Genomic DNA, 13,627 nt, shown 5'->3' with positions numbered 1-13,627 from the left:
ATAATATGCATTTAATAGCAACCATTCCTGGAGGTTGGAATCCAGACGATGACGGAGTATTTTATATCGATCAGAAACCAGGAAATGTGGTTTTTTTAAGTGCTTCAGATACTGATATCCACGCCATGAACGAGGCGTATAGAAAGTTGTACGGAGAGCTAGGAACTCAATTACCTAGCTTGAGAATGACCAATTTGGTGTATCTCAAGCAAGAATTAACTATTGATACTTATATAGAAGAAGTATTGACCCATGCAGAGGTAATTGTATGTAGTTTACTCGGTGGAATGAGTTATTATCGTTATCTCGTTGAGGCGCTGAAAGAAATGCAAGAGCAAACGGGGTGTAAGTTGCTGTTCATTCCAGCTCATGAACCAGATTATGAATTGATGCAGCAGTCATCGGTACCTTTGGAAGAGGTACATCAATGCAGAAATTACCTACAACAAGGAGGAGAGGCCAATGCGAGCACGCTTTTAAAATACGTGTGCCAACAGTACTTTTCTATAGAAATGCAACTGCCAGAGGTAACAGTGGTTGCTCCCTTGTTTTTGTATACTGTCCAGGATGGAATTGTAAGCAAATCGGAATTGGAATCGACATGGGATGCAGACACGAAAGTGGCAGTTGTTATAGCGTATAGAGCTCATTATTTGTCTAATAACCTGGAGCCAATCAAAGCTTTAACGGATAGTTTGGCTAAGGAAGGACTAACGCCTGTTGTAGCTTTTGCCCAAAGTTTTAGAGATCGGGAAATTCTAGAAGAACTCGAGGCTGAATTGCGTTTTGAAGTAGGGAGCCTACAAGTAATTTTAAATACTTCTGGATTTACAGTAAAATCTACAGATCACGATAGCTTTATTTTTGAGAATTTAAAGGTTCCTGTATTGCAAACAATTTTCTCCACCACTAACAAAGAAGTGTGGAAAGAAGGATTGTTTGGACTACCACCTACAGACATTGCGATGAATATTGCTTTACCAGAAATAGATGGTCGAATAATAGGGAAAGCGATCTCGTTTAAAAAAGAACAAGAGAAAGATCCGTTAACTGACAGTGCGCTTGTGAAGTACGAAGTCTACCTGCCAGCCTGTAATTTTATGGCTGCAATGGCGAAGCAATGGAGTATTTTGCGAAATCTGTCGAATAATGAGAAGAAAATAGCGTTAATTCTACCCAATTATCCAAATAAAGATAGTCGTTTAGCGAACGGAGTTGGGTTAGATACGCCTGAAAGTTGTGTACAAGTACTTGCAGCGCTAAAGGAGGCTGGGTATGAGGTAGGAAAGCAGTTGCCGTCTTCTGGGACGGAGGTGATTCACTGGTTGACCCAATTAACGACGAATGACCCAAACACTACCGAAACTCGTCCTCACAGTATCCTGTATTCGCTGAGCGATTTTAAGTCGAGGTTTGATAAATTATCAGCAGCGTTAAAAGCTAAGGTAAGAGAGCAGTGGGGGAACATGGAAGAAGATCCGTACTTTACGGAAAGTGGTTTTGTGGTGCCTGGAATGTTACTGGGCAATGTTTTCTTGAGCATCCAGCCTTCAAGAGGTTATAATCAAGATCCGCAATCAATTTATCACTCTCCCGATTTACCGCCTACCTATCAGTATTTATCCTATTATTTTTGGTTACGCGATAATTTTGACGCATCGGCAGTCATTCATTTAGGGAAACATGGAAACCTTGAATGGTTACCGGGAAAAAGTGTGTCTCTTAACGACGAAACTTGTTTTCCGTCGGCCATATTTGGAACCTTACCCCATTTTTATCCTTTTATAATCAATGATCCAGGAGAGGGGACGCAGGCAAAAAGAAGAAACCAAGCGGTGATTATTGATCATTTGATTCCACCGATGACACGGGCAGAAACGTATGGTAGTTTGGTGAAATTAGAGCATTTGGTAGATGAATATTACGAAGCTTCTTCACTCGATACCAAACGTTCAAAAGTGTTAGAACAAGAAATCGCCAAATTGGTAAAGCAGTCGCAGTTAAATGTCGATTTGAATATCACCAGTGATGATGTGGATGAACTCTTGGTAAAATTAGATGGATATTTGTGTGAGTTAAAAGAAGCTCAAATCCGCGATGGATTGCATATTTTTGGTCAAGCTCCTACAGGAGAACAGTTGACAGATTTGCTCATGGCACTGCACCGTCCCTCTAGTCAAAGTGCACAGGGAATTACACAGGCACTTAGTAAAGACTTAGGTGTTGAACTACCAATTTATCAAACCGATTATGATACGCCATTAAATTATCAATACGGAGATCAAAATTATAGGACGGTAGGGCAATGGGTAGCATTTTTAGAAGAGTATGGAAAAAAATTACTTCAGTCGTATCAAGTTAAAAAAGTTCGGGACACGCAATTACCCAATTTTAACAAAGTTCTTAGCTACCTCGAAGCGGTAACCTTGCCTGCAGTGGAACATACCAGCGATGAAATCGAGTTTTTGTTGGCAGGACTAGACGGGAAATACGTCCCTTCCGGACCTTCGGGAGCCCCTACTCGTGGACGAGTCGATTTATTACCTACAGGACGAAACTTTTATTCAGTAGATGTTCGAACCATACCTACAGAAACGGCCTATCGTTTAGGAGAGCGCAGTGCTCAATTAATTATTGATCGTTACTTACAAGAACACGGAGAGTACCCTGAAACCATTGGGATTTCTGTTTGGGGAACCGCTACGATGCGAACCGGTGGTGATGACATAGCGCAAGCCATGGCACTTTTAGGGGTACGACCAATTTGGAAAAATTTAAACAGAAGAGTAACGGATTTTGAAATCATTCCTCTAGTTACCTTAGGGAGGCCAAGGATTGATGTGACCTTGCGTATTTCTGGATTTTTTAGAGATGCTTTCCCCGATGTGATCAACTTGTTCAATGCAGCGGTTCAAAAGGTAGCGCAGTTAGAGGAACCTCTGGAAGATAACCCGATTAAAAAACGCGTGCTAGCAGAAACGGAGTATTGGTTAGAGCAAGGCTTAGAAAGACAGCAAAGTGAACAGAGAGCCCAGTTTCGAGTGTTTGGTTCAAAGCCCGGTTCTTATGGAGCAGGCCTCCAAGGACTAATCGATGAAAAAAACTGGAACAGTCCTGAAGATCTCGCAAAGGTGTATATCAATTGGAGTGGCTATGCATATGGTACTTCTAAACAGGGAGTGTCAGCACACGAGTCATTTAAACATCGTTTGCAATCCATGCAGGTAGTCATGCAGAATCAAGACAACAGAGAACACGATATACTCGACAGTGATGATTACTATCAATTCCACGGTGGACTAGCCAATGCAGTGCAAACGGAACGCGGAGAACAACCTTCAATTTATTTCGGCGATCATTCACGTCCTGAAAATCCGAAGGTGAAAACTTTGAAAGAAGAACTGTTAAAAGTATATCGCTCTAGAGTGGTCAATCCGAAATGGATAGCTGGTGTAAAACGACATGGTTATAAAGGCGTATTTGAAATGGCGGCTACCTTAGACTACCTATTTGCCTATGATGCGACCACCAATTCAGTTGATGATTTTATGTATGAAGGAATTACTGAAGCCTATCTTTTGGATGAAGAAACGAAGAACTTTATCGAAGAACACAATCCTTGGGCGTTGAAAGATATGAGTGAACGACTACTAGAGGCCGTTCAGAGAGGAATGTGGGAAAACCCTTCTGATGAACTCGTAGAAAAGTTACAACAGTTGTTTTTAGAAGGTGAAGGGCGAGTTGAGTAAACGATCTAACCGCTGCTTTTCTCGCGAATGCCCTCGAAAAAAGCAGCGTGTCTATGGTATTGGTAACCATTGGCTTCCATAGTTAACTGATATTCTTTAGTATTGATACTCAATCGGCATGGAGCAATTTGATACTCCTGAAAAGTAGCTAAATATCGTGCATACCGAATAGGAATTCCCAGTTTTACGGCGAGTTTGAAAATGGAAATTTTACAAAATCGGATGTTTTCAGGACCCGGTGTAAAAGAGAGATCTGTTATATCGTGGTATGGTAAAAAGAGTGTTTCCCGAGTAGTTTCTTTGGCGTAATGCAGGGCGATGCCCTTTTCAAATACTTGGAGATTTATCTTGCCGTTTTTATGCCATTCAACCTTAGGGCTACCATTAATTTTGTAATGGAAGTAACGTAAAAAAAAGTTTGTACTTCCCTTGCGATGTTGAATGCTTATAGGGGCACCCACTACCTGTTTGATTTTACTTGTTGACTTGTCCTGTTCTTTTACTAGCATTAGATTCCTAAAATGTTCTTGAGTTTAGCGCTAATACTATTGGCATCTTTTCCTGGCTTTTCGTCTTCTTCAAAAAGTATTCCTTTGACATTTAAGTGGTGTCCAATTTGTTCTTGTCCTTGATCTTGTTCAAATCCAATGATTTGTTTTCTGTATTTGCAGAGCTGACAGTTCATATGAGCTGTACCATTTTTGGCTTCTTCCAAACGTTCATCAAAAGCCTGTAAAATGAGTTCGTCAGTGCCAAAAGGGTCCGTATAAATGAATTCATTTTCAGATTTAGCCTGTTGTTGTGTAACACTGCTGTAGATACGCTCTAAGAGTACTCCTGTAAAAAAGAAGAAAGGAATGACGATGGTACGTTTAAATCCGAGTTTATTAACCATACTAAGACATTCGTCTACCTTTGGATATGCCGTTCCGCTATATCCGGTAGTGGCAAAACCAAATCCCATACCATCCCAAAGCATGCTGGTCAATTTTGCTACGTCACTGTTGGCATCGGAATCTGTGGTACCTCTTCCTACAACTACTAAACAAGTGTCTTTTCTGTCTATTGCTCCAAACTTAGCTTCCGTTTCTTCGATTCGCTTTTTTGCTAAATCGAGTAAAAAGGAACTGACCCCAATGTGTTTTCCCATGTGGATGCTCAAATCGTCGTGATACGACTGCAGGGTGTTAAGTTCATACGGGATATCATTCTTAGCGTGAGAACCCGCAAAAAGAATGACCGGTAAGGCGTAAATTTTGCGAACACCATTAAGGTACATACGCTCTACAGCAGCTTCGTAAGTAGGATGGTTAAATTCTAAGAAACCGTAATCTACCTCATAACTGTTCTCGTATCGTGCTCGTAATATGCTTACGAGTTTTTTAAATGAAGTAACTGCATTGGGGCGTCTACTGCCGTGCCCGCAAAGTAATATTCCTTCTTTCATCAAATATTAATTGTTGTTAGTTGTTAATATGGGTTCCGCTCCAATAATAAAAACGACGGGCATGGGTAAATCTCGTTCGGCTACCAGTGTTTCAATAGTACCTAGAGTCCCACTTAAAATTTGTTGGTTGCTTCGCGAGGCATTCGAGATGGCATTGACGGGAATGTTTGGGTCTTTACAAACTTCCATCAATTTAGGAATAATGCGATGTAGACTTTTGAGTCCCATATAGATGCTGATGGTATTTCCAGCTTTCAGCATATGTGCAATGCCGTTGAGTTGCTCAAAAGAATAGTCAGCAGTATGTGCAGTACAGATAAGTACGGCGTTTGATTTGTTGCGCTCCGTAATTGGAATATTATAGATGTTTGCTGCGGCTAAAGCTGCTGAAATTCCCGGAATTACCTCAAAGTCTACAGAGCGTTCACTTAGATAGCGAGCTTCCTCAGCGGCTCGTCCGTAGATATAGGGGTCACCAGATTTTAATCGAACGACGTTTTTTCCTTGTGAATAGTGTTCGTGTAGCAATTCATTAATACGAAGCTGACGATCCATTTGATTGCTGCTATCTCCAAATTTTCTGCCGACGTATATTTTCTCAGCATGCCCGTTTAAGCTGAGTATGGCTTCCGATACTAAATTATCATGTAAAATAACATCGGCTTCCGTAACTAATCGCGATGCTTTTACCGTCAGTAATTCTGGGTCACCGGGTCCTGCTCCAATAATAGAAATTTTGGCCATGCTTAAATTAGTTTTAAAGGATCGGGGAATTTATATACGTATGCTAGTTTTTCTTTACTCTTACGATTTGAAATCAGTTTGAAATTTGTAGGTGTTTGTTCCTGTACAAATTCTGGAGCCGTTAATCCAAGGCGCGCTGCTGCTAGGGTATAAAAGTGCTCACGTGTAGGATGCTCGTCAGAACAACCATTGAAAATTTCACCCCAACTTTCTGTTTCAATGATGCGTTGAATGAGTCCTATACAGTCATCGCGATGTATGACATTGACGGGTGATTTTCCATTTCTGAGCTCTTTTTTGTTAGCCAAAAATCGTCCTGGCAAACGATCGTACCCAATCAACCCCGAAAATCTAAGGATGGTTAATCGTTCTTGTAAAGCCTCTTGAAGAGCTTGCTCTGCAACTCGCACCGCTAAGCCAGATGCTTTTTCAGGATGAAGGGGTAAAGACTCCGTAACCCAATCATTGGTGTTTTGATACACAGAGGTTGAGCTGATAAAGAGAACCTTTTGATGTTCTTTTATAAACGGGAGTAAAGCCGATACCTGCTGTGGGTAAACGGTTTCAATAGCATCGATACGTCGCTTCGGTGGAAAGTTGATAATGATAATATCACTGCCCTCCAAAAAAGATGGAATCTCATGAGTATTCGTCGTCGATCCTAAGGAAAAAACAAAAGGAGTAAATCCTTGAGCTTTTAGCATTTCCACTTTAGAGACGCTCGTAGTTGAAATATGAATAGTATAGTCTTCTGCTAGTACGGTAGCTAAAGCACCACCGAGCCAACCTGAACCAACTATACTAATTTGTGGTAACTTCATCGGCAATTCTAGGTGAGTTAATAGTCATTTCTAAATATATTGTCATTAGATAAGTCCAAAGGTCTTGATTTTCTTTTGGAATTAAAAAATTCACAATCGGTTTTCCTTTTCTGTTTTTTAAATGTATAGCCCCCTGATAGCGCTCATGATTATCGAACCAGTATACCTCAGAAACACCTACTTTTCGACTTAGAATTTCTGGGGCTACCTCTTTCTCCATAGCTTTGGTAATTGGACCGATGGCTATAGCGAGTTCCGCTTCAGGTCCCTTAATCATAAGGTCAAAAGCATCTGTGTATTTTACCTGATGCTCAGTGGTAATTCGCGTGTTTTGGATAGGGTGGAGCAGTTCGAAGTTTGGAAACTTTTCAAACATGGTTTTTAGTACGGGATATAAAAACTGGTCAGAGGCTGAGGCTCTGGCAACGAGTACAGTCCCGTATTCCTCATGAACTTTGGGTTTAAATACCACAGGAGTAACCTTGCGTTCTCGGTTAGATAAAACGCTTTCACCGCCTTCTTTAAATAATAAATAGGCCTCTACTGGTGATTGCGCAGTAGTGTGGGCCTCTACTATTTCAATTACTTTTTGTTGGTCTAGTTGTTTGTACCAAAAATTTCCAGGCTGAACTATGAGCGTAGGAGCATCTTCACAACGACCGTTACAACGAGTTTTTATGGTATGAGTGCTGTGCCATAAGTCGGCATTTCTCAAATGGGCTCTAGCTTCTCTAACACTCAATTCACTATGTGCCTTCCTGCACGATCCGCCATCACAAAACTGAAAGGTGGTGGTTACTTTTGATAAGTCTTTTCCCATACCTAGCGTTTTGAATAGATTGTAGTGTTACAAGAAAAAAGCAGAAATGCCGAAGAGTAGGTCTTTTGGAACAGTATTCCAGACCATACCCTGCTTAAAATCATTGAATTTGTCATAATTGTGTTGATAATAGCAGGTAAGGGAAGAAAATATGTAACTATTTTCGAACTCTTTACCCGAGAGTTAATAAATATACACAAAGAGGCAGGTCTCCTGGCTTCGCTCTATTTTGTACACCTTCCCATAACGAATTACAGTGGTTGTCGTACAAAAATTGGTGAGAGCTTACAGTTGCGGGAACAGCTTTGGGTTTGCACCAAATTCCCTTTTAATTTTTAGTGTGCTAAAAAACCAATTTGTTACCTGCGAATATAAATGATATTATTTTAAATCAATGTGATGATGTCGAGAAACAGAAGGAATCATTCCTAATGAAGGTGGTTTGTATATTGAATCACGGCAGTAACGCGTTTGCTTACAGTTGTTTTTTGAAGTTGAATAATTTCAAACCCCAAGTCTTTGTAGGTCTTTACTAACTCTTTATGCAGGGCCTGGGCTTCTGTGTACGATTGTAGTCGTTGTGGATCTTGCTCGTAGATCGCCTCCCATGCAGGTAGTAAAAAGACAGTCGGATAGTAAAAATCGAAGTAATTAAAAGTTTTCCATTGGGTACTGATAAGGCCTCCATAATGTTTTAAGTAGGCGATGTTATCTGGTAATCCACGGTCTACAAAAGCAAAATTTGAAATGGGTTCATCAAATTTAGCTAAAGTGTTCTCATAGACGAGCTCCGTAAATCCGGTAACATCTTGCCAAGGGGTTTTTTGACCTTTCTTAGCTTGCTGTTCCTCAATAACCGCACGAGCAATTTCATCAAAGCATTGCATACCTTTGTTTCTGAGAGCTTTCAACAAGCTAGTTTTTCCAGAACCCGGACCTCCTGTTATGATAATTCGATTCATAGTGTGTAATAAAGGTATTGTAAAATAGCGATAAGAACTACAAAACAAAAAGTACTTCGTTGGTTGATCTTGGATACGGCTTTGAATTCAGTGGGGAGTACTTGACGTGAGTTAGTCCCTATATAGGGTTTGTTTACCAGTTTTCCATGGTAAACATTCGGGCCCCCAAACTGACAATCCAAAATAATAGCTAATGCTGCTTCCGGATATCCCGCATTCGGGCTTGTGTGATTTTTTGCTTGCCTCATGACTGTAGGGAGCTTATGTAACTTTCCACTGACGAGTAACATGAGCACTGCCGTTAATCGGGCAGGAATAAAATTAAAAACATCATCTAGCTTGGCAGCAAACTTCCCAAAATAATAATAACGGTCATTTTTGTATCCAATCATGGAGTCTAAGGTGTTAATCATTTTGTAGAGCATCGCACCGGGAATTCCCAAAAAAGCATAGTAAAACAAAGGGGCAATTACACCGTCACTGAGATTTTCAGAAACAGTTTCAAATACCGCTTTGGTAATTTGTTGAGTATCTAGTGATCGGGTATCTCGACCTACAATCCATGACAGTCTTGAGCGTCCCTCTTCGATGCCTTTTTCGAGAGCAGTAAATACGGCATTGCCTTCTTCAAGCAGACTTTTGTTGGCCAGTGCGTAAAACAAAAAAATACTTCCGATGCTCAGTGATACATAGAGGTATTGAGCAGTCCATTGCATGAGAAACCAAAAAAAGAGAAAAGTAGCAACGCAAAGGAGAGCAGTTAGCAAAAGTCCTTTTAAAAATCGATGAGTTCCATGGTTTAATAATCGAGTACCTAGGGAAATCGCATTTCCAAAGAGTCGAATAGGGTGTGGTAACATTCGCGGATCACCCATAAGAAGGTCTAGTACATATCCAAGTAATAAAGGTGAGATGCTTATCAGTGCTTCCATGCTTTTAAGGCTTTTAAGAGTAGGTTGTTTTCAGAGTCACTTTGCCCCGAAATTCTAAAATAACGCTGGTTTAAACCTTTGAAATTAGAAGCATCTCTAATCAACAGCTGGTGTTCTTCAGCCAAGTAGTTTTTTAGGCGTTGAGATACGTAGTCTTGCATCTTTACCAAGAAATACGAAGTTCGAGAAGGGATACTATGAAAACCAGGAATCTCTGAGATAGCAGTTTGAAGTTCGTAACAACGTTGCAAATATGTGGAAAAGTCAGGATATAACGATGCATAGTTTTGGAAAATATACCGTCCAGCACTAAGCGCTAAAGCATTGACATTCCAAGGCATTTTGTGTGCAGCAATAGCATCGATAATGGCAGTAGCTCCCATAAGGTAGCCAAGGCGTAAGCCGGGAATGCCAAAGACTTTGGTCAGTGATTTTACGATGATGAGGTTGTTGTGTTCCGCTAATAATGGGACTACCGAAATAGCACTACTCGTAAATTCAATATAAGCTTCATCAATAACGAAATAAGTATCGGGGTATTTTTTTAAAAGCAGCGCTATTTCTTCGCTACTATTTTCAAATCCATCCGGATTGTTCGGATTACAGATAAAAGCAATATCAGAATTAAATTGATGGGTAGTACAGTCGTGTCTGTGTAAGTATTCTATTTGTAGGCCGTGAACTCTAGAGGCCAATTCATATTCCGAAAAACTGGGATAACAAATACTCACTCGTTTCTTACTGAAGTGTTGGGCAATGAGATAGAAGGCTTCAGTAGCGCCATTGCTAACTAGGATGTTTTGCTCAGAAACTTCGTGTTTAGCTGCGATTTGTTTTTTCAGAAATTCACCACTTGGAGCTGGGTATTGATCAATCGTATTAATTTGTGTGCGTAAATGCTCTTTAAGATCTGGTGCACTTCCTGTAAACCAAACATTAGAGCTGAAATTAGCCTTGAAATTAATATGACTGTAGAGGTGTTTATCGTCACCATGACCGTATTGAATAGCCATAAGATTTACGTTTTTAGTGTCGTTGCATTTCTTTTATAATAAATTCAATGTCTAAATGAGTAGCCAAATGCTCTGCAAGACGATCGTAGTTTTCATTTTTATACGCTTCGTAATCAAATTTTTCTCCTTGTTCTGTAGTAAAACCTGCCAAAAGAGTATCTACGATTTCTGCATTGTCAAACAAACCATGAATATAGGTACCCCAAACCGTAGCAGTTTGATAGCCCTCCGGCTTGCCGTCAATACTGTTCATCGGAGAAGACTCTTCAAATGTAGTGTGTCCCATATGAATTTCATAGCCCGTGCATACCGAAGAAATTTTATTGAAGGTAAAACTGGTTTGTACCGTGATCTTCTCCTTTGCCATAATTGTTTTTGCGGGGATGATTCCCAAACCAGGTAAGGTGTTGATTTCGTTTTCAATTCCGTGAGGATCTTCAATAGAATTACCTAACATCTGATATCCACCACATATCCCGATGAGTAGTTTTCCTTTTTTGGATGCCTGCATGATCGTTTTTGCAAGTCCCGTAGTTCTTAAAAACTGTAAATCGGCCATGGTGTTTTTACTTCCGGGAATGATAATGATATCCGCTTTTTCTAAATCATCACTCGACCGTGTATAAAACAAATGAACTCGCTCGTCCATTTCTAAAGCATTGAAATCGGTAAAATTAGAAAGGTAGGGGAGTAGGATAACTGCAATATTTACGGTGTTTTGACCTGTAGTTTTGTTTTTGGTTTCGAGTCCAAGTGAATCCTCGTCTTCTATATAAATATCAGGAGCAAAAGGCACTACTCCGAGAACGGGAATCTTAGTGAGATCTTCGATGATTTTTTTGCCCGCTTCAAACAAACTTATATCTCCTCTAAATTTATTGATAATAATTCCTTTAACCAATGCGCGTTCATCATCGTCCAGAAGAGCAATACTCCCGTATACGCTGGCAAATACTCCGCCTCTATCAATATCAGCAACTAAGTAAACATCGGCATTGGCCGCTTTTGCCATACGCATATTAACGATGTCGCGGTGTTTCAAGTTTAACTCGCTAATACTACCGGCACCTTCCATGACTACCGGTGCGTATTGACTAGCAAGAGTCTGAAATGCCTGTGTGGCTTCCTTGAACAACTCCATTTTATTGTTGCCTAAAAAATACGCTTTTGCACTTTGGTCACCAATCGGTTTTCCGTGCAAAATTACTTGCGAAGAGTGTTTACTAGACGGTTTGAGTAATATAGGATTCATCGCAGTAGAGCAAGCGATGCCTGCAGCTTCTGCCTGAACTGCCTGAGCACGCCCGATCTCTAATCCCTCTGGAGTAGCAAAGCTGTTTAACGACATGTTTTGAGCCTTAAAAGGGGCAGGGTGATATCCTCTGAGTTTAAGTAACCTGCACATTCCAGTGACAATTAAACTCTTTCCGACATCCGATCCCGTTCCTACAAACATAATCGGTCGTATTTGTGGTTTCATGGTCAAAAATTTAGAGCCTAAAAATACTTATATATTGGTGATATCAAGAGTTCGCAGATTGGCTTTTTTAAAGAATTGTCCTAAATTGAATGTTTTCAGTAAATTACCTGTGTGTTTTTGTATATTTAAGTTCGAATTATTTTGATAAGGAATCCTGATGTTAAAACAATACTTAAAAAGATTGGGGAAGTTAGAGTCCTTTGAAATTAGAAACAGCAGTATTGTACTCTGTTTAATTTCTCCAGGATTGTACCTGTACTCAGTACTCATTTTTGAATTCAATGTAAATGCTGTTGAGCTTCCCTATATGAGGGAGCTGTTTTCTATAGTATTTTTAGCGGTAGGGCTTTTGCCTAGGTTTAAAAGGAAATGGATATATAAGTATTACGGGTTATTTGTATTTACCTTGCTGTTTACATTCCAATTTTATTTGACCTATACAGTCGCACTGAATAAATTTTCAATAGATTACCTCTTGGGAAGTTATATTGTAATGTTCGGAGGAATCTTAATGTTGACAAATAGAACGCTCGTCATAATTTTTAGTGCCATACAGTTATTACATATGACCTATAGAGTGGTCTATTCCGAAGTGGATATCCTGACGGAAGGAGCAATACTGATTTCGATAGCCACCATTTTTATTTATTCTTTCATTATTATCAATGGGATTATGAGGTACAGAAAAGGCTTAGAAGCAGTAAATAGATCTCTAGAGAAAAATATTGAACAGCGGACGAGAGATTTAGAAACCCGAGCGAGAGAATTAGAATTGCGTAATAAAGATTTGGAAGAGTTTGCTTATGTAGTTTCTCATGATTTAAAAAGACACTTGAGAAATATACATACCTTGGCAGAATGGGTAACCTTACCAGATATAGATGAAGAAGAAGTTAGCAAAGAAGAAATGGCGCACAATTTGAAAACTTTAAAAGAACAAGTTGATATTATGGATCTGTTGATAAATGGGATTTTAAATTATTCTTTACAAGCAAACAAAGAGCACGCGGTTAAGTTATTGAATGTCACAGAGGAGTTAATGGACCTCGTTGAAAAATGGGGGAGTGACGTTGTGATCATTAAATTTTTAAATAAGTTTCCTGAAATTTACTATAACCAAGCACAGTTTACCCAGATTTTTCAAAACTTGATAGATAATGCCATAAAGCATAATGACAAGGCGGTAGCTAAAGTAGCTATAGATTACTACAAGGAAGGAGAAGAACATGTTTTTGTTGTTTCAGATAACGGCCCGGGAATTGAAGAGAAGTATCACGATAAAATCTTTCAGCTTTTTCAAAAGTTGGAATTAGACGCTTCTTCCGAGTCTATAGGGATAGGTTTGGCCTTGGTAAAAAAGATTGTGGAGCGTCATGGAGGTCGAATTTGGGTCTCTAGTGATCTGGAGAGGGGAACGAAATTCTACTTTACAATCCTCCAAAAATAAGCACATACTCCCGAAAGCTACGAGTTCATATTTTTAATACGTGCTAATAGTTTTGAGGTAAGTGGTTGTTGGCTAAATAATTGAGCGATTACCGGAGGTTTTGAGCTAAAATTATTAGCAAAAACCCATTGTCAATTCAAAAAGAGCTTCTATATTTGCACCCGCTAACGGAAAAACGCAAGTTTAAAAAGTAGCAAAGTTCATTAAAATAT

At 39.7% G+C, this 13,627-nt stretch carries 11 protein-coding genes and 1 riboswitch; of the genes, 2 read left to right on the top strand and 9 right to left on the bottom strand.

What is annotated here, in order from left to right:
* Window positions 1-5 precede the first annotated feature (5 nt).
* Complete coding sequence (gene cobN, locus ACXAG7_RS16520; RefSeq protein ID WP_476667498.1) at window positions 6-3,749, top strand: cobaltochelatase subunit CobN; 3,744 nt, start codon at window positions 6-8, stop codon at window positions 3,747-3,749.
* 5 nt (window positions 3,750-3,754) lie between these two features.
* Here cobN and ACXAG7_RS16515 read toward each other — a convergent pair whose 3' ends face one another.
* The 9 genes from ACXAG7_RS16515 to ACXAG7_RS16475 all read right to left on the bottom strand — a co-directional run bounded on the left by ACXAG7_RS16515 (window position 3,755) and on the right by ACXAG7_RS16475 (window position 11,968).
* Window positions 3,755-4,258 carry a hypothetical protein gene (locus ACXAG7_RS16515; protein WP_476667497.1) on the bottom strand — a complete coding sequence of 168 codons (504 nt, stop codon included), beginning with the start codon at window positions 4,256-4,258 and terminating at the stop codon, window positions 3,755-3,757.
* Window positions 4,258-5,196 (bottom strand): sirohydrochlorin chelatase, encoded by a 939-nt coding sequence (locus ACXAG7_RS16510; protein WP_408044655.1) that lies wholly within the window; start codon window positions 5,194-5,196, stop codon window positions 4,258-4,260. The genes ACXAG7_RS16515 and ACXAG7_RS16510 overlap by 1 nt, the downstream gene beginning before the upstream one ends.
* Before the next feature lie 6 nt (window positions 5,197-5,202).
* Entirely contained in the window at window positions 5,203-5,940 is a 738-nt protein-coding gene (gene cobA / locus ACXAG7_RS16505) for a uroporphyrinogen-III C-methyltransferase (RefSeq protein ID WP_476667496.1), read from the bottom strand.
* A 2-nt stretch (window positions 5,941-5,942) separates the two neighbouring features.
* A complete protein-coding gene (locus ACXAG7_RS16500; RefSeq protein WP_476667495.1) occupies window positions 5,943-6,761 on the bottom strand; it encodes a Rossmann-fold NAD(P)-binding domain-containing protein in 819 nt (272 codons plus the stop codon).
* Complete coding sequence (locus tag ACXAG7_RS16495) at window positions 6,742-7,581, bottom strand: (2Fe-2S) ferredoxin domain-containing protein (RefSeq protein ID WP_476667494.1); 840 nt, start codon at window positions 7,579-7,581, stop codon at window positions 6,742-6,744. The genes ACXAG7_RS16500 and ACXAG7_RS16495 overlap by 20 nt, the downstream gene beginning before the upstream one ends.
* Window positions 7,582-7,767: 186 nt before the next feature.
* A riboswitch (cobalamin riboswitch) is annotated at window positions 7,768-7,952 on the bottom strand.
* Between the two features lie 57 nt (window positions 7,953-8,009).
* Complete coding sequence (locus tag ACXAG7_RS16490; RefSeq protein WP_408044651.1) at window positions 8,010-8,543, bottom strand: AAA family ATPase; 534 nt, start codon at window positions 8,541-8,543, stop codon at window positions 8,010-8,012.
* Window positions 8,540-9,475, bottom strand: coding sequence for an adenosylcobinamide-phosphate synthase CbiB (gene cbiB / locus ACXAG7_RS16485; protein ID WP_476667493.1), 936 nt, complete (start codon window positions 9,473-9,475; stop codon window positions 8,540-8,542). Before cbiB ends, ACXAG7_RS16490 begins: the two co-directional genes overlap by 4 nt.
* Window positions 9,463-10,488 carry a pyridoxal phosphate-dependent aminotransferase gene (locus tag ACXAG7_RS16480; RefSeq protein WP_476667492.1) on the bottom strand — a complete coding sequence of 342 codons (1,026 nt, stop codon included), beginning with the start codon at window positions 10,486-10,488 and terminating at the stop codon, window positions 9,463-9,465. Before ACXAG7_RS16480 ends, cbiB begins: the two co-directional genes overlap by 13 nt.
* Before the next feature lie 13 nt (window positions 10,489-10,501).
* A complete protein-coding gene (locus tag ACXAG7_RS16475) occupies window positions 10,502-11,968 on the bottom strand; it encodes a cobyric acid synthase (protein ID WP_408044648.1) in 1,467 nt (488 codons plus the stop codon).
* Window positions 11,969-12,125: 157 nt separating this feature from the next.
* Here ACXAG7_RS16475 and ACXAG7_RS16470 point away from each other — a divergent pair, with 157 nt between their 5' ends.
* Window positions 12,126-13,415, top strand: coding sequence for a sensor histidine kinase (locus ACXAG7_RS16470; RefSeq protein ID WP_476667491.1), 1,290 nt, complete (start codon window positions 12,126-12,128; stop codon window positions 13,413-13,415).
* Window positions 13,416-13,627: the final 212 nt, after the last annotated feature.

The sequence above is a fragment of the Tenacibaculum sp. AWR4_210 genome (assembly GCF_056160945.1).
Note: the sequence above shows the minus strand (reverse complement) of the source record. Positions and strands in the feature narration are given on the sequence as shown.

Coding starts and splice junctions, on each gene's coding strand:
- ACXAG7_RS16470 (WP_476667491.1), top strand. CDS start 12,126: ATGTTAAAACAATACTTAAAAAGATTGGGGAAGTTAGAGTCCTTTGAA.
- ACXAG7_RS16500 (WP_476667495.1), bottom strand. CDS start 6,761: ATGAAGTTACCACAAATTAGTATAGTTGGTTCAGGTTGGCTCGGTGGT.
- ACXAG7_RS16490 (WP_408044651.1), bottom strand. CDS start 8,543: ATGAATCGAATTATCATAACAGGAGGTCCGGGTTCTGGAAAAACTAGC.
- ACXAG7_RS16510 (WP_408044655.1), bottom strand. CDS start 5,196: ATGAAAGAAGGAATATTACTTTGCGGGCACGGCAGTAGACGCCCCAAT.
- ACXAG7_RS16515 (WP_476667497.1), bottom strand. CDS start 4,258: ATGCTAGTAAAAGAACAGGACAAGTCAACAAGTAAAATCAAACAGGTA.
- cobA (WP_476667496.1), bottom strand. CDS start 5,940: ATGGCCAAAATTTCTATTATTGGAGCAGGACCCGGTGACCCAGAATTA.
- cobN (WP_476667498.1), top strand. CDS start 6: ATGCATTTAATAGCAACCATTCCTGGAGGTTGGAATCCAGACGATGAC.
- ACXAG7_RS16480 (WP_476667492.1), bottom strand. CDS start 10,488: ATGGCTATTCAATACGGTCATGGTGACGATAAACACCTCTACAGTCAT.
- ACXAG7_RS16475 (WP_408044648.1), bottom strand. CDS start 11,968: ATGAAACCACAAATACGACCGATTATGTTTGTAGGAACGGGATCGGAT.
- ACXAG7_RS16495 (WP_476667494.1), bottom strand. CDS start 7,581: ATGGGAAAAGACTTATCAAAAGTAACCACCACCTTTCAGTTTTGTGAT.
- cbiB (WP_476667493.1), bottom strand. CDS start 9,475: ATGGAAGCACTGATAAGCATCTCACCTTTATTACTTGGATATGTACTA.